Consider the following 17,439-nt stretch of genomic DNA (forward strand, 5'->3'; position numbering starts at 1 on the left):
AGAACGTCCGTCAGGCCTCTTCCACGTGCAGCAAGATGCGCCCCTGCTTGGCGGCACGCTTGGCGGCGGCTGCGCGCGAGGCGACCTTTTCGTGCGACAGACTGTGGCCGGCGTGCACGCACAGGGCGCCGGCGCTCATGGTGGTGAGCGGAAAGAATGCCGTGCGTCCCTGGCGGTCTTCGGCTTCGATGCCGCCGCGTGCGCGGTCTTCGTCATTGAACAGCGCGCTTGCGCGCAGGCGGAACTGTTCGAGCGCGGCGAGCAGCCGGTGTTGCCAGTCGTCGCTCTGGAAGAGCACGAGGAAGTCATCGCCCCCGACGTGGCCGAGAAAATCGCGCAGCGGATTGCACGCTTGCGTCAGGCACGCTGCCGCGAGCTTGATCATCTCATCGCCTTTCCAGTAGCCGTACTGGTCGTTGAAGGGCTTGAAATGATCGAGGTCGCAGTAGCAGGCGACAAAGCCGCTGCGGCTTTGCAGCAGGCGGTCGATGTGGCGCGAGATCGGGATGTTGCCCGGCAGGAAAGTCAGCGGGTTGGCATAACGCGCGGCTTCGATGCGGTTTTCCGTCACCATGCGCACCAGCGCCGAACCGGTGCCCAGACCGACGTAGCGGCCGTTCTCGGTGATGATGAAACCGTCGTACAGGTAGCGCTGGTCTTCGTCGGTGATGATGTCGGCCAACTCGTCGAAGCTGGCCGAACGTTCGATCAGGATCGGATCGGTGTCCATGAACAGCGTGCACGGCCGGCGCCCGAAGAGCTCTTCGTGGAACGGCAGCGACAGCGTATCGATGAATGAGCGGCGGTTGACCACGCCGACTGGGTGACCGTCATCCGACACGATGGCCACTGCCGTCAATTCCGGATGATGGTGGAAGACGCGCAGCAGTTCGTTGTTGCTGGTGGTCGGGCCCACGCAGGGCGCTTCGTTGAGCACGCGATCAACCCGCATGATGGTTGGGCCGATGCGTGCAGGCTCGGGGAACACGGCGATGGCACGGTTGCCCAGCGCCTCCCACACCTTGGCGGGGAGTTCGCTCACCGGGTCCGCACTCGGCCGCCCGAGCAGAAAGCCTTGCCCGTATTGCACGCCGAGGTCGCGCAGCACGATGAGTTCTTCGATGCGCTCGATGCCTTCGGCGACCACTTCCGAGCCCAGCGTGGCGGCCAGTTGCACGATGGCTTTGACCGTCTCGAACTTGCGCGAATCGCCGTCGATGCCGGCAACGAAGAAGCGGTCGAGCTTGAGCACTTCGGGCTGCAACTGAATCCACAGCGCAAGGCTCGACTGCGCCATGCCAAAGTCGTCGAGCGCGACCTTGCCGCGCTGATGACGCAATAGATCGATGGCTGCGACCAGCCGGCCGACGTCCTCGGCGACATCCTGTTCGGTGACTTCAATGACCAGGCGGTCGCCAAGGTGTGCGATTTCGCGCAGCGCGGTGTCGACCTGTTCCGGTGCCGCACCCAGGTGCAGCAAGGTGTCGCAACTGAAGTTGAGCGACAGCGTGCCGCGCAGGCCCAGTTCGGTGAAGCGGCGGACCAGCGTTTGCGCGGCGGCCTGTTCGAGCTCGATCGACATGTCGGCAGCGCGGGCCAGGGCGAACAGTTCGAAGGCGCTGCACAGACCGCTGTCGCGGGGCGGGCGGATCAGCCCTTCAAAACCGTGCAGGGCACCGGTGGCCAGATTGAAGATCGGCTGGAAATTCGCTTGGAGCGCATGCAGATCCACGGGCGACTGAGCGGAGGGGAGGCGTCGCTCCGGTTGCTGGATGGCATGGCGTGCGGCGGCGGACATGAGAAAACCTGTACGGGGGTTCGAGTCCCGTATAACGGCGCGGCGGCGCCGAAGTGGAATGAAGTTTATGTGACAGCGGCAGGGCCCCTGTGAAGGGCGCGTGCCTTCGTGAGCTTGCGTGTCGCGCCGCCGGCCGGACTGGAAAAGTCTCGATGACTGTATAAAAATACAGTATTGGATCGGGCCGATCCTCCCACCGGTTTTTCGCCTCCCGCATGCCTGCCGCCACTGCCACCCTGATGGACATCCTCCAGCGCACCGATGTGTGGCGCGGCGACCGGCTGGCCGCGCTGGACGGGCAGGCCCAGGCCAGTGGCTTCGACACGCTCGATGCCCAGTTGCCCGGTGGCGGATGGCCGCGCGGCGCGCTGGTGGAGTTGTTGTCCGCCACACGTGCCATCGGTGAGGTCTCGCTGCTGCTGCCTGCCTTGCGTGCGGTGGTGGATGAAGCGCCCATCGCTATCGTCGCGCCGCCTGCCTGTGCGCATGCGCCCGCATGGGCCGCGCATTTTCCGTTGGCGCAACTGCTGTGGGTGACGGCTGCCGACGAAGATATCGCCTGGAGTACCGAACAACTGCTCGGTAGCGGTGCGCTGGGTGCCGTGCTGGCATGGTTGCCCGCCCGCGTCGACAACAAGACGCTGCGCCGTCTGCAACTGGCGGCCGAAGGTTGCCGCAGCCTGGCTTTCATGTTCCGCGACGAGTCCTGCGCACGCGTGGCGTCGCCCGCGCCGCTGCGGCTGGCCCTGGTCGGCAGCCCTGACGGTTTGCGCGTGGACATCCTCAAGCGGCGCGGCCCCCCATGTGCCCGCAGTCTGCTGCTGCAGGTGGAGCGCCCCTTGCCGTGGCAGCGCGTACTGCGCCGTTCGGTGCCGCCGGTGGGGCACACCGTGTTGCGTGGCGTGCCGTCGTCCGTCAAAGCGTCGCAGCCTGCGAAGGTGGCGCCATGAAGCAGGCGCTGTGGCTGTGCATGCGCTTTCATCGGCTGGCGCTGGAAGTCTTTCCGCCTGACGAAGGGCCGGCCGTGGCCGTGTCGCAGCAACGCATCGGCTGCGCCAACGATGCGGCCGAGGCTCACGGCATCCAGCCCGACATGCGGCTGGCCAGCGCGCTCGGTCTGGCGCCGGGGCTGGCCGTGCATGAGTGCGACGCCGCGCGCGAGATCGATACGTTGCATCAACTGGCCTGCTGGGCGGGGGGCTTTTCGCCGCACGTCAGCGTGGCCGGCACGGATGAACTGCTCATCGAAATCAGCGGTTGTCTGCGGCTTTTTGGTGGCTTGAAGCCACTGTGCCGGCAGGTGGTGGCCGATATCGACGCGCAGGGTTTTTCTGCATGCCTGTCGCTGGCGCCCACACCGCTTGCGGCGCAATGGCTGGCGCGGGCAGGGCAGTCCAGTGCGTGTCTGCGTGCCAATGATCTGCAAACCGCGCTCGCGCCGCTGGACGTGGACGTGCTGCGCCTGACGCAGGCCGATGCCAATACGCTGGCCGCCCTCGGCGTGCGCACATTGGGCGACCTGTTCGATCTGCCACGTGCCGGTCTGGCGAGGCGTTTCGGGCCGCTGATGGCGCAGCAACTGGCGCAGGCCCTGGGGGACGCGCCCGATCTGCGGCCGAGCTTCGTCTTCCCGGAATGTTTTGCGCAAAAGCTGGAGCTGCCTGCCAAGGTCGATCACGCATCGATGCTGCTGTTTGCCGCCCGACGCATGCTGGCGAGCCTCGCGGGCTGGCTGAGCGGGCGGGCGGCGGGCGTGACCGAATGCGTGTTTGAGCTGGTGCACGAATACATTCCACCGACGCGACTGGTGCTGAGTTTTGCCGATGTCACGGCCGACCTCGCACGCATGGAACGCGTACTGCGCGAACGCCTTGAACGCCTGCGTCTTGCAGCGGCGGTGACCGACCTGCGGCTGGAAGCCAACGCGCCCGAAACCTTGTCGGGTACGAGCGAAGGTTTGTTCGCCCAGACCGCCGCGCGCTCGTTGGCACCCGTGATCGAGCGCCTGCGCGCGCGCCTGGGCGTGGAGGCCGTGCATGGGCTGGCCGTGCAGGCGGACCACCGTCCCGAATGCGCTACACGTCAGGTGCCGCAGGGGCAGGGCAAGGTTGCGCAGGCCAACTCGCCGCGTCCGTTATGGTTGCTGTCCACGCCGCGCGCCGTCCAGCAACGTGACGATGGCCTGTACAGCAACGGGCGGCTGCATCGTCTGGCGGGGCCGGAACGTATCGAAAGCGGCTGGTGGGACGAAGGCGAAAAAGGTCGCAGCATGGCGGGCGATTTGCGTCGCGATTACTACGTGGCGCAATCAGAGCGTGGCGAGTGGGTCTGGATTTTCCGCGATACGCGGGGGTGGTGGCTGCATGGGTACTTTGCCTGATCACGCCATGACGCCAGCGCTGCCCGACTACGCTGAACTGCACTGCCTGAGCAACTTCAGCTTTCTGCGTGGCGCTTCACAGCCGGCTGAGCTGATGGCGCAGGCGCGCAAGCGCGGTTACGCCGCACTGGCGATCACCGATGAGTGTTCGGTGGCGGGCGTCGTGCAGGCCTGGCAGGCATTGCGCGACATGCCGCTGGAAGACGCTGAAAAAGCCGCCGAAGCCATCAAGGCGGGCAAGGCGCCGCCGCCCGTGCTGCCGCTGCCCAAACTCATCGTGGGCAGCGAATTCACGCTCGAATGCGGGCTCAAGATCGTGCTGCTGGCGCAGGACCGCGACGGCTACGGCAACCTGTGCAGCCTCATCACGCTGGCGCGGCGGCGTTCGCAGAAGGGCGAATACCGTTTGTTGCGCGGTGACTTTACGCCCATCGTGCCGCGCGGTGCGGTGCCGGGGTGCCTGGCGCTATGGGTGCCGGGAGAGGCGCCCACGCTGGAAGATGCGCAATGGCTGGCGCGTTGTTTTCCGCCCGAACCGCCGACAGGCATCGGCCCGCCGCAGAACCGCCTGTGGATCGCCGCCGAAATGCTGTGCGGGCCCGATGATGCTGGCCGGCTCGATACGCTGCAACGTATTGGCGATGTGGCTGGCATACCGCTGATGGCGGCGGGGGACGTGCACATGCATGAGCGCCGTCGCCGTCGCCTGCAGGACACGCTCACCGCCATTCGCCTGCGCACGACCGTGTTCGCGGCGGGCAAGGCCTTGTTCCCGAATGGCGAACGCCACTTGCGTACGCGCACGCGGCTGGCGCGACTGTATCCGCCGCATCTGCTGGCGCAGAGCGTGGCGATTGCACAGCGCTGTCAGTTCGACCTTGGCACGCTGGGTTACGAATACCCCGAAGAAATCGTCCCGCCCGGCCATACGCCGACCTCATACCTGCGGCAGGAGACCGAAGCCGGCCTGCGCCGCCGCTATCCTGAAGGTGAGGACGAAAAGGTAAGGGCGAGCGTTGAGACAGAGCTCGCGCTGATCGAAGAGATGCGTTACGAGGCGTTCTTTCTCACCGTCTACGACATCGTCAAATTCGCGCGCGGCGAGGGCATCCTGTGCCAGGGGCGCGGCTCGGCGGCCAATTCGACGGTGTGCTATGCATTGGGCATTACCGAGGTCGACCCCAAGCGCGCGCATCTGCTCTTCGGACGATTCCTTTCGCGCGAGCGCGACGAACCGCCGGACATCGACGTCGACTTCGAGCACGAACGGCGCGAAGAGGTCATCCAGTACATCTACCGCAAGTACGGTCGCGAACGCGCCGCATTGGCCGCCACGGTCATCCGTTATCGCACCAAGAGCGCGTTGCGTGACGTTGGCACCGCGCTGGGGTTTGGCGAGGCTGAAGTCACCGCGCTGACCCGTTCGCTGGCGTGGTGGGACAAGCGCGACGAACTGCCCGATCGATTGGCCGGCATCGGCTTGCGGCTGGATAGCCCGCGCGTGACCAAATGGCTGGAGCTGGCCGACGAGTTGCGTGAATTTCCGCGCCATCTGTCGCAGCACGTGGGCGGCTTTGTCATTTCACGCGGGCCGTTGTCGCGATTGGTGCCGATCGAAAACGCTGCCATGGCCGAGCGCTCGGTCATCCAGTGGGACAAGGACGATCTCGAATCGCTCGGCCTGCTCAAGGTCGACGTGCTGGCGCTGGGCATGCTCACCGTGATCCGCCGCGCGCTCAACTGGGCGTCGGTGCGGCAAGGGCGCGCGCTGACGATGGCGGACATTCCACCCAAGGACACGCCGACCTTCGACATGATCAGCAAGGCTGACACCATCGGCGTATTCCAGATCGAGTCGCGCGCGCAGATGTCGATGCTGCCGCGCCTGCGTCCGAAGAACTATTACGACCTCGTCGTGCAGGTCGCCATCGTGCGCCCCGGACCGATCCAGGGCGGCATGGTGCATCCGTTCCTCGCCGGGCATGACGATCCGGCCAAGATCCAGTCCATCAGCCCCAAGATCGACGAAGTGCTCAAACGCACCTGTGGCGTGCCGATCTTCCAGGAACAAGTGATGCAATTGGCGATCGTGGGGGCGGATTTCTCGCCGGGCGAAGCGGATCAGCTACGCCGCGCCATGGCGTCGTGGAAGAAGAAAGGTCACCTCGAGAAATTCAAGGAAAAACTCAAGACTGGCATGGAAAGAAAGGGCCTGGGCGAGTTCGCCGAACGGCTCTGCAAACAGATCGAAGGCTTCGGCGAATACGGCTTCCCCGAATCGCACGCGGCCAGCTTTGCGCTGCTGGCGTATGCCTCGGCATGGCTCAAGTGCCATGAGCCGGAAGCCTTCCTGTGCGCCTTGCTCAACAGCCAACCAATGGGTTTTTATGCGCCCGCGCAGCTCGTGCAGGATGCTCGCCGCCATGGCGTGCGCGTGGAACCCGTCGATGTGTGTCGCAGCAATTGGTTCAGTCATCTCGAACAGACCGATGCGCCGCGCCCGGCCGTGCGCATGGGGTTGCATGAGGTAAATGGCTTTTCTCAGGTAGCCGCCGAGCGCATCAGCACGGCGCGCGGACAGGGCGCTTTTGCAGACATTGAAGACCTCGCCGCGCGTGCCGATCTGTCATCGGGAGAGTTGCGCTGCCTCGCCGCCGCGGGGGCGCTCAAGGCGCTGAGCGGGCATCGCCGCCAGAGCGCGTGGCAGGTGAGCGGCATACAGCGGCAGGGCGATCTGTTCGACACCGCCCAGCCGCGCGAAGCGCCCGTCATGCTGGCTGCACCCTCCGAAGGCGAGAACATCCTCGCGGATTATCGTCACGTCGGTCTCACGCTGGAACGTCACCCGGTGGCCTTGCTACGCGAGCGGCTCAATGCGCGTCGTTTTGGGCCGACCACCGAAATTATGGCGATGGCCGCGCGGGGGCTCGACAAGAACAACCGCAACCTGGCCGATGGCGCAGCCGGACGCACGGCGGGGCTCGTTACCTGTCGCCAGAAGCCGGGCTCGGCCAAGAGCGTATTCATTACGCTGGAAGACGAAACCGGCGTGATCAACGTCATCGTCCATCCGGACGTGGTCGACCGCCATCGGCGTGAAGTGCTCAGCGCCCGGCTGCTCGGCGTGTTCGGTCAATTGCAGTGTGCCAACAATGTCGTGCTGCTCGTCGCTAAACGACTGGTGGATCTTTCGCCCTGGCTGGGCCGGCTCGAAGTGACGAGCCGGGATTTCCACTGAAGCATTGCTCACCAGGGATGCGCCTCCATGCCCGCCAGCATGGTGAGCGAGGTGACCTTGAGCTTCTTCATGGCCGTGCACTTGTAGTGGCTCACGGTCTTTTCGTTGATGCCGAGCCTGGCCGCCAGGGCCCGGTTGGTCATGCCGCCAAGCAAGCCCCGGATGACTTCGGCCTCGCGGCAGGACAGGCGCGACCTCATGTCGGGCAGCGAATGTTCCGGCAGGCAGGTGAATCCTTTGGCGACCAGCGTGACGGTGGTCACCACGGCGTCCAGTTCGGTCTCCTTGCTGACATAGCCTTTGGCACCGGCGCGCGCCGCATTGAAGGCATTCGGCATGATCGAGTGCATCGATGAGAACACCACGACGGCGGGCGGCGGCGACAAGGCGATCACGGAGCGGATGAAGTCCGCGCCGGCCATGTCGGGCAGGGCGATTTCGGTCAGCACGATGTCCGGCCTGAGTTCGCGAATCAACGCCAGTCCCGTGATGCCGTCGCTCGCATTGCCGACCAGTTCGACCAGGGGATTTTCGCCGAACAGGATCGATAACCCGCGCAGGATCATCGGGTGCGGATCGACAGCGACCAGGCGTACTGACGACGAGGCGCGCAGCGACCGGCGCAGGGGTGGGATCGAAGCAAAATGGTGGAGATCCGATGTGATTGCCGTCTTGTGCATAGCGAATTCCCTTATGGGAAAAGGAGGATTGTGCTGACGCATAAGCTGAGGCTTGTCGTCCTGCCGATGAACCAGACCAGTCCGGGTTTTTGCGACATGCCCAGCGCTGCAATACAAGGACACAATCTCCACGAAGCGGCGTCGGACGGCCGCTTCATGCCGCATCACCCTTGCTCGTGTCGTGCGAATGTGCGAATTTTCCGACTTATCTAGAGTCGCTACTGACGGCGGCGTGCTGAAAATTCGCGATCAGATCCTGGTGTAAAGTCGAGACAATTCCGTGCATGTCTTCGGAATTGTCGTCGCGTCGCTGTCCTGCGTCCTGGCTCTGCCAAGAGCGCGGATCATGCGTACTGGCCGATAGGCGAGGCGACGCGGGCGTGCTGCACACACGTCAGGGTGATGCCCGATTGCCGTGTGGACTCAAGGAGACTCGCTTCATGGCGATGGCCGGAGAGCCGCGTGTCAGTGGTGCGCACCTCGAACAAGGCATCGGCGTAGGACCGCGCCTGCGTCACCTGGTCGTGCTGTCTGTCCTTTGCATCGTCGCGCTCTACGTGACCTACCTCGTGCTGGTGTTCAACGAGGCGATCGACCGGCAATTCGCAGCCTCGCGTGCCGCGTTCGACAGAATGCATATGCTCGGCGGACGCATTCAGGATTACACAGCCAAGGTCGCCGCAGTGGCGGCGCATTGGCCGCCGAGCGAGGCAGCCGATACGGGCATGACCGGGCCAAGGAGCGAAATTGCCGCCACCCCGTTTACGCATAAATTCACCGTCCTTACGCGCAGCGATGCTCCCGTCTCGCCGCAATGGAGTGAATTGGCATGGCGGCTCGCCCGTTTTGAAGCCGTTGAATGGCCAGGCCAGGCGACACTGATCACCACGGTGGTGATCGTGAACGACGGTTCGCGCGCCATCCTGTTGCCGGCGGCGAACGGCATGGGGCCGCCAGCCGATCTCGATGCGCTCATGGCATTGGCGGGCCAGATACAGACCGTGCTCGGCGAGCGGCCCGTATCGGAATCACTGCTCGTGGCAAATCTGCGCCTGCCCCATCCGATTCCTGCCGGGCAGCGGCAAGCCTATTACGCGCGGCGCTTTGCACTTGATGGGGCGAACGGCAGCGAACTTGCCACCGTCATCGTGGGTATAGGACCCAGCTTGATGCAGTTGGCAGACATCCGCGCCGACCAGCTCCGTCGGGTGAGCATGTATGCGGATGACTACACGCCCGTCTTTGAAGGTGAAGACGTGGCGGGCCTGCGACCGATCATCTCCAGAGACGCATCGGTCGGCCGCGATATCCTCGCCGACTATCGGTTCGAGCGCGGCATGCTTCTGCTGAGCATCAAGAGCCATTCTGAGGTGGTACTCAACGGTGTGCCGATCGCCGACGCATTCAGGTCCGACTTCTGGCGCGTCGCGGTGGCGTCGGTGATCGTGCTGATCGCTCTGGCGATGATCATCGTCGGATATCGGCGCTTTCGCGTGCGAGTGCTGCTGCCCGCGGCCGGACAGCTCTTGCGTCTGCAGGAGAGTGAAGCGCTTACTGCCGGCGTGCTCGCAGCGGCGCCGTCAGGCATTTTCGTGCTCCGTCTGTCCGACCGCTCCGTCGTCATCGCCAATCCGCTCGCTGAAGGGCTGCTCCAGCGTCCGCTCGCCGATCGCAACGGTGTGCTGCTGCGCGAAGCGCTTGCGCACGATCTGCCGCCCGAAGGGCAGACGGCGGAGCTTGCCATCACCGACGCGGAGGGGCGCGTTCTCTACCTGCAGGTCGCCGCGCGCAACACGCGCTACCAGGGAGAGCCGGCCATGCTTTGCTCGCTGGCCGACATCACCGAGCGCAAACGCGCCGAAGCCCTGGCGTACGCCGCCGCTGAGCAGGCACAGCAAGCACGCGCCAGCGCGGATTCGGCGAACGCGGCGAAGTCGCTCTTCCTGTCCACCATGAGCCACGAAATCCGCACACCGCTGCACGGCATGCTCGGTACGCTGGAACTGATGGAGCGCCACGGTTTGCCCGAGGCGCAGCAGCGTCGCCTCGACGTGGCACAGAACTCGGCGCGCGCATTACTGGAGGTGATCAACAGCGTGCTGGATTTTTCGCGCATCGAGGCAGGAGAACTTCAGCTCGAAACGACCGTCTTCGATCCGGTAGACCTCATCGAAACGACGCTCGCCGGCTACGCGCCGCTGGCACAGAAGAAAGGGCTGTCCTTGCAGTGCTGCCTGCAGCCGACGCCCGATGTGAAAGTGCTGGGCGACCCGGCCCGCATGCGCCAGATCGTCGCCAACCTCGTCAGCAACGCCATCAAGTTCACGCACGTCGGGCGCATCGTCGTGCGACTGGAATTCGCCGATACGCCCGCCGAGCCGGGCGAGACACCATCCATCCATCTGCGCCTGCAGGTGGCGGACTCGGGCGTGGGCATTGCGCCGGAAGATCAGGCGCGCCTGTTCGAGCCCTTCATGCAGGTGGCCGGCGCGTCGCTCGGCGTGGTGCAGGGGACGGGTCTGGGCTTGCCGATCAGCCGCCGTCTGGCCCAGTTGATGGGCGGCGACATCGATCTCGCCAGCACGCCCGGACTGGGCAGCAGTTTCTTTCTCGAGGTGGACCTGCCCTTGCGCGAGCGTATCGAGCCGCAGCAATCGCTGGCGCAGGCGTGCGTGGTCATCCGGGCTGCGGCCAACGACGTGCGCGAAAACCTGTCTGCGCTGGTGCAGAGCAGGGGCGCGTCCGCCATTGCCGAGGGTGACCCGTGGCCACCGGGCGTGGAACCGCGCGATGCCGTGTTGCTGATCAGCGATGACGACGTGCCTGCGGTTGGTGACGACGCCTACCTGGGCGTCGTGCAGCTCGACAGCGCGCCGCAGTTGGAGGCCACGCGCGAGCGTTTCCATGGCGCAGATCCCTACAGTCGCGCGAGCATCGTCCGTGCCATCCGGGCCGCGTTGGGGCGGCGCACGGACGGTATGGGCGGCGCCCACAAGCATCGCACGCTGACGCCGCTCGGACTGCATGTGGCCGTGGTGGAGGACAACGTCATCAGCCGCGATCTGCTGGTCGAGCAGCTCGAACAGATCGGCTGCCGGGCAAGCGTCTTCAAGGACGCTGAAGCGCTGTTGCAGTGGATTGGGCGGATCGCGCCCGACGTGATCGTCACCGACATCAATCTGCCGGGCATGAATGGCGACCGGTTGATGGCCGAACTGCGCGCGCGTGGCATTGGCACGCCCGTCGTCGGCATGTCGGCCAACGCGCTCACCAGCCAGATCGCGGCCAGCACCGCTGCCGGCATGCACACCTATCTTGTGAAACCGGTGCTGCTGGATGCACTGCACGCCAGCCTGTTGCCGTTCAGCACCCACCATATGCAGGAGGCAAGCGTCGAGGCGGCTGAGCGGGGGCGCGCGCAGATTAGCGCGGAGCGCCTCGCACACATCCGCACCGCGCTGACGGGCGACCTGCGCTTCTTGCGTCAGGCGGTCGCGCAGGGCGACGAAGCCGCACTCGAAGGTATCGCGCACCACATGAAGGGCGGTTTCCTGTCGCTCGCGCAACACGACGCCGCCAACCAGTGCGAACGCATTGCCACCGCGCTGAGCGAAAAGGACCACGAAGCCGCACGCCACGCAGCCACTGCGCTGGGCGATTATGTCGAATACCTCATCGAGGCATGGGAATGATCCGGATTGTCATCGCCGACGACCACCCGATCGTGCTCGCAGGGCTGGCGAGCCTGATTTCGCGCGAGCTGGACATCGAAGTGTGCGGGCAAGCAACCGATGCGCCCCGATTGCTGGCGCTGGTCGACCAGCACAAACCCGACCTGGTGGTGACCGACTACAAAATGCCCGCCATCGAGCCGGGCGACGACGGCTCTACGCTCGTGCGCACCCTGCGCCAGCGCTACCCGCACATGGGCATCATCGTGCTGACGGTGCTGGAGAGCCCATTCATCTTCCGCCTCGTGCTCAAGCGCGGCGCAAACTGCGTGCTGATCAAGACCAGCGACGGTACCGACGTCGTGCGTGCCATCCACGCTGTTGCGCAGGGGCGAAGCTACATGCCCGACAACGTGGCAGCGATTCTGCAATCGGCCACCGATACGCGGCTCGCCAGCCGCGCCACGCAGCTCACCCTGCGCGAAACCGAAGTCGTGCGGATGTTCGCGGGCGGACTGACGGTCAACGAGATCGCCGAGGCGCTCAACCGCAGCAAGAAGACCGTCAGCTATCAAAAGCGCTGCGCCATGGCCAAGATCGGCGCCCGCAACGACCAGGACCTGATCGACTACGCCCGCAACACCGGCCTGGACTGAGGCCAACGGACGGGCTTTGCGAAGCAGCCTCCGCCCGAAGCGTCCGGCTTGGGGCAGAGGCTCTTTTGTGGCGACTGCACGACGGGTCGACGCGGCGTCTCTCTTCTGTGGGTAATCCCGCGCGATTGTGTCTAACGGAAAACCCAAGCACGCAGCTTCTGACACGTGTCAAGGGCGCTCAGAAACCAAGACAGTTCCTGCCCGGTTTCGCGCGCACATTCAATCGGAACCAGCAACTTCCGGATCGTTGCCCCGCCAGTGGTCTCATACATTCCGCTCCGTATCGAGGCAGTACGCCCGATAGCCTCAGAACCTGGAACGGAGTGCAGCAATGAATACGGCATATCGCGTCGTCTGGAACGACAGTACGAACACATGGATCGCGGTGTCGGAAATCGCCAAGAGCCGCAGCAAGAGCACCAAGAGTGGCAAGGCACGGGTCTTGGTATTTGCGGCGGCGACCGCGCTGGGTTCTTTTGGCACACCGGCTGACGCATTCATTGCACAAGATGGTGGAACCGCCGGCAACGATGGGGGCGTTGGGTCGAACACTGCCATCAACGGAGGTACGGCGAACGGCGGATTCGCAATTGCCATTGGGCCCAACGCGAGCGCGATTGCCGATAACAGCGTCGCCTTGGGAGCCGGTGCAACCGCTTCCGGCAGCGGCGCCATGGCCTTCGGTCAGTTTTCGTCGGCGACCGGGTATAGCTCCACCGCGTTCGGTCCGGGTGCGCACGCGGACAAGAAGAGCGCGTCCGCGTTCGGCATGGGTGCGGGTGCCATGGGCGCGTACAGCACGGCCATCGGCTGGGGCTCCTCTGCCACGGCGGACAAGTCCTTTGCCATCGGTGGATACGCGGTTGCGTCGGGCGGCGAAGGCGCACTGAGCCTGGGGCTCGTGTCGAACGCATCGGCCTTCAATGCCACGGCCATCGGCACCAGCGCCGTCGCCAGCAACAACGGCGCGATTGCTCTCGGGCTGAATGCCATTGCCGCTGGCTCCAGTGCAGCGGCCATTGGTGTGTCGTCGCTGGCCGCCTCGTCCAACGCCATTGCGATCGGAAATCTGGCGACTGTCGCTGGGGATACGGCGCTGGCACTCGGTTGGTCTGCAATGGCTTCGGGTGATCGCAGCGTCGCAATCGGCAAGGCTTCGAGTGCCACCAATGACAACGCGATCGCGATCGGAAATGTGTCAACGGCAAGCGGCTCCGGCTCGTTCGCATTCGGCTATGCGGCGAGTGCGATGGCTGACAACGCTGTGGCCCTTGGCAAGAACGCCTCGGCACAGACGGCCAATGCCATCGCATTCGGCAGCCAGACGACGGCCATGGGGCAAAGTGCGATCGCTTTCGGACAGACGTCCAGGGCGGTCACCGATAATTCGATCGCCATGGGTACTAACGCCCTCGCAGGATCGGGCGCGAGCACCAATGCCATTGCCATTGGCATGACCGCTCAGGCGACCGGCGGAAATGCGTTGGCGTTCGGCTCTGGGGCCCAAGCTGCAACCATCAACAGCGTCGCCATTGGTCAGGGTGCGATGGTGACGAGCGGGACCTACGCCTCGGCGATCGGTTCCAACGCATCGGCCGGAGGCAACTGGAGCGCGGCGCTGGGCGGCAACGCAAGTGCCGTTGGCAACTGGAGTGCCGCGCTGGGCAGCAAGGCCACCGCGCAGGCGGCCAATTCGGTGGCCGTGGGCTCCAACGCCGTTGCCGATCGCGCGGGCATGTCGGGCAAGGCCGAACTGTTCTCCGGCGCCGCAGTCGCTTCGACGGCGGGAGCATTGTCAGTCGGCAGCGTTGGTGGTGAGCGCCAGATCATCAATGTTGCCGGCGGCACGCAGGATACCGACGCCGTCAACGTCCGCCAGCTCAAGGCGGGCACTCAGGCGATCGCCGATCTGCTTGGCGGCACCACGGCCATCAATGCCAACGGCGACGTGGCGGGGCCATTCATTTCCCTTGGCGGTACGACCTACAACACGGTGGGTGACGCGATCACCAACCTCTACGCGAAGGGCGGCAAGTACTTCCATGCCAATTCGACGCTGCCGGATTCTGCCGCGACGGGCACCGACAGTATCGCCATAGGGCCGCAGGCGTCTGCCGGCGGGGCCAACAGTCTTGCGGCGGGCAAAGGAGCGATCGCAGCCGGCGGGGCCAACAGTCTTGCGGCGGGCAAAGGAGCGATCGCAGCCGGCGGGGCCGCCATCGCGGTGGGCCAGGGAGCGCAGGCCACTAACTACAATACTGTGGCGATCGGCTCTGCGGGCTATTTTGGCGGCCCCTCGGCCAGCGCGTCGGGCAGACATTCCATTGCCATTGGCGACGGTTCGCTCGCCAGTGCGGATTACACAGTGGCGCTCGGCCAGCTATCGCAGGCGCAAGCCGAGAATGCCACGGCGGTAGGGGCCGGCGCGGTCGGCTCGGGGACTGATAGCCTGGCGCTGGGCAAGGACTCGCTGGCATCAGGGGGAAGTAGCATTGCCCTGGGTCAGGGAAGCCAGAGCACCCAGACCAGCGCCATCGCCATCGGCAACGGCGCCAGGTCTTCCGCCTACGGCTCCACTGCACTTGGGCGCCTTAGTTCGGCAACCGGCAACGGCGCCACTGCCGTGGGTGCGAACGCTTATGCGGAAGGCGGAAACAGCGTGGCGGTCGGTAACGCCAGCCATGCCGTGGGTGATTCCGTCGCCGTGGGCGAACTGGCCAGTGCCTCGGATATCAACGCGACGGCGGTCGGATATCAATCCAGCGCCAGTGCTTTTGGCGCATCGGCGTTCGGGCGCTTCGCCAACGCAAGCGGCGAGTCTTCGCTCGCCTTGGGCGACGGCTCGACGGCCACGGGCGCGGGCTCGGCAGTGCTTGGCGCAAATGCGTCGGCAATCGCCAATGCGTCAGCAGCTATTGGCCAGAACAGCGTTGCGGATCGAGCGGGGATGTCCGGTGGCGTCGAAATGTTCTCGGCTGCCAGGGTGGCGTCCAGCGCCGGCGCGGTGTCGGTGGGCAGCGTCGGTGGTGAGCGCCAGATCATCAATGTTGCCGGCGGCACGCAGGACACCGACGCGGTCAATGTCCGTCAGATCAAGGCCAGCAACCAGCAGATCGCCGACGTCATCGGCGGAGACGTCCACGTCGACAACACGACGGGTGCGGTGACAGGGCCGTTCATCACCATCGATGGTGACACCTACAACACCGTGGCCGACGCCATCGCAGGGGTCGATCAAGGCGCGGTCAAATACGACCGTAACGCGGACGGCTCGGTGAACCACGACAGCGTTACGCTGGCCGGAACGGATGGAACCAGGATCACCAACGTGGCCGCCGGTGAAGTATCCGAGACCAGCAAGGACGCGATTAACGGCAGCCAACTGTGGGCAGTGCAGCAGGATATCGCCACGCTGACCGACACACCGATCACGTTTGCGGGCAACACCGGTTCGGTCGACAAGAAGCTGGGCGACACCTTCAGCATCAAGGGGGAAGCGGCTGCCGCGGGTACGTACTCGGGCAGCAATGTCAGCACCGTCGTGGACGCCAATGGCGACCTGAAGATTCTGATCGCTGAGAATCCGGTCTTCACCAGCGTGACCACGGGTGCCGCGGTCCTGAGCGACAATGGTCTGACGATTGCCACCGGTCCGAGCGTCACCAAGTCGGGCATCGACGCGGGCGGTATCAAGATCGTCAACGTCGCGCCCGGCACAAATCCGTCCGATGCCGTGAACCTGAGCCAGTTGCAGGCGGCCACGGCGGCGGCAAGCAAGTATTTTCATGCAAATTCCATCAAGGCCGATTCGAGCGCGGTCGGCGTGGACAGCATCGCCGTGGGCCCGCAATCGACCGCACGGGGCAACAACAGCATTGCCATCGGGTCGCAAAGTGCGGAAAGCGCCGGTCCGACCTTCGCCAACGGGTGGGACAGCATTGCCATCGGCACGGGTACGACGGCCGATGCGGGTTCGATGCAGCAGGCGGCCATGGCGATCGGCAAGTCCGCCACGGCGATCGGGCCGAACTCCATGGCGCTGGGAGCGGATGCGACCGCGGTCGACGGCACGGCCGTAGGCGCCGGCGCCAACGCCAGCCATGGCGGCGTGGCGTTGGGGATGATGGCAAATACGGGCAACGCGGGCGGCTTTCTGCCCAACAGCAACGTGGCGATCGGGGATGAAGCCAAGGTGCTGGACGGCACCAACTACAACGTGGCGCTGGGCGGCATGTCGGTGGCGGGAGACGCCACACTGTCCGCCGCAGCGTACGTGAACCCGATGGGGGATGCCAGCACGATCGCGGGCGCTTCGCCAGTGGGCGAGGTATCGGTCGGCAGCTACGCCGACGGCGTGACGCGCCGTATCACGAACTTGGCTGCTGGCAGCGCGGACACCGACGCGGTCAATGTGAGCCAACTGAGGGCGACCGACGCCGTGGTGACCAACATCGACGGGCGCGTGAGCATTGTCGAAGGGAACATCACGAGCATCAACGGTGTGCTCGACGGCGTGGTCAAGTACGACCACAACGGCGACGGTTCGGTGAACTATGACAGCATCACGCTGGCGGGCACCGATGGCACCAGGATCACCAACGTGGCAGCCGGTGAAGTATCCGAGACCAGCAAGGACGCCATCAACGGCAGCCAGTTGTGGGCCGTGGATCAGTCGGTCACCAGCCTGGGGACCACGGTCACCAATCTCGCTGGCGATGTGACGAGTATTGGGGGCGCGATCACCAATCTGACGACCAACATCGAAAACGGCACGATCGGCCCTGTGCAGCGCACGGGCACGGATCAGTTGTCACTGATCGCCGCAGGCGGCGATGCCGTCGCGCCTGGCGCCGCACAGGTGCTGACCAACGTGGCGAAGGGTGCCATCAACGCATCTTCATTCGATGCCATCAACGGCTCGCAACTCTATGCGTTGGCCAGTTCGACGGCCAATGCGTTGGGTGGAGACTCGACGGTCAACGCCGACGGAACGATCAGCGCGCCGACCTATGTCGT

The 17,439-nt window shown here is 65.0% G+C and carries 8 protein-coding genes; 6 read left to right on the forward strand and 2 right to left on the reverse strand.

Annotation, left to right across the window (positions count from 1 at the left end):
- Nucleotides 1-10: 10 nt before the first annotated feature.
- Entirely contained in the window at nt 11-1,798 is a 1,788-nt protein-coding gene (locus ACDA63_RS08420; RefSeq protein WP_373662776.1) for an EAL domain-containing protein, read from the reverse strand.
- A 215-nt stretch (nt 1,799-2,013) separates the two neighbouring features.
- On the opposite strand from ACDA63_RS08420, the gene imuA reads away from it, so the two are divergent.
- Genes imuA through ACDA63_RS08435 form a run of 3 tightly spaced genes read left to right on the forward strand, consistent with a single transcriptional unit; the run spans nt 2,014 to nt 7,416 of the window.
- Entirely contained in the window at nt 2,014-2,748 is a 735-nt protein-coding gene (gene imuA, locus ACDA63_RS08425) for a translesion DNA synthesis-associated protein ImuA (protein ID WP_373662777.1), read from the forward strand.
- Complete coding sequence (locus ACDA63_RS08430) at nt 2,745-4,178, forward strand: DNA polymerase Y family protein (RefSeq protein WP_373662778.1); 1,434 nt, start codon at nt 2,745-2,747, stop codon at nt 4,176-4,178. The genes imuA and ACDA63_RS08430 overlap by 4 nt, the downstream gene beginning before the upstream one ends.
- Complete coding sequence (locus ACDA63_RS08435; protein WP_373662779.1) at nt 4,162-7,416, forward strand: error-prone DNA polymerase; 3,255 nt, start codon at nt 4,162-4,164, stop codon at nt 7,414-7,416. Before ACDA63_RS08430 ends, ACDA63_RS08435 begins: the two co-directional genes overlap by 17 nt.
- A gap of 8 nt (nt 7,417-7,424) precedes the next feature.
- Here ACDA63_RS08435 and ACDA63_RS08440 read toward each other — a convergent pair whose 3' ends face one another.
- On the reverse strand, nt 7,425-8,261 hold the full coding sequence (locus tag ACDA63_RS08440) for a response regulator (RefSeq protein WP_373662780.1): 837 nt from the start codon (nt 8,259-8,261) through the stop codon (nt 7,425-7,427).
- 275 nt (nt 8,262-8,536) lie between these two features.
- On the opposite strand from ACDA63_RS08440, the gene ACDA63_RS08445 reads away from it, so the two are divergent.
- The 3 genes from ACDA63_RS08445 to ACDA63_RS08455 all read left to right on the forward strand — a co-directional run.
- Nucleotides 8,537-11,788, forward strand: coding sequence for an ATP-binding protein (locus tag ACDA63_RS08445; protein WP_373662781.1), 3,252 nt, complete (start codon nt 8,537-8,539; stop codon nt 11,786-11,788).
- A complete protein-coding gene (locus ACDA63_RS08450; protein WP_373662782.1) occupies nt 11,785-12,423 on the forward strand; it encodes a response regulator in 639 nt (212 codons plus the stop codon). Before ACDA63_RS08445 ends, ACDA63_RS08450 begins: the two co-directional genes overlap by 4 nt.
- Nucleotides 12,424-12,754: 331 nt before the next feature.
- Nucleotides 12,755-17,439 (forward strand): ESPR-type extended signal peptide-containing protein (locus ACDA63_RS08455; protein ID WP_373662783.1); only part of this gene is annotated, 4,685 nt, incomplete at its 3' end.

Origin of the sequence: Uliginosibacterium sp. sgz301328, assembly GCF_041807905.1 — a bacterium.
Lineage (GTDB): Bacteria > Pseudomonadota > Gammaproteobacteria > Burkholderiales > Rhodocyclaceae > JBGVSA01.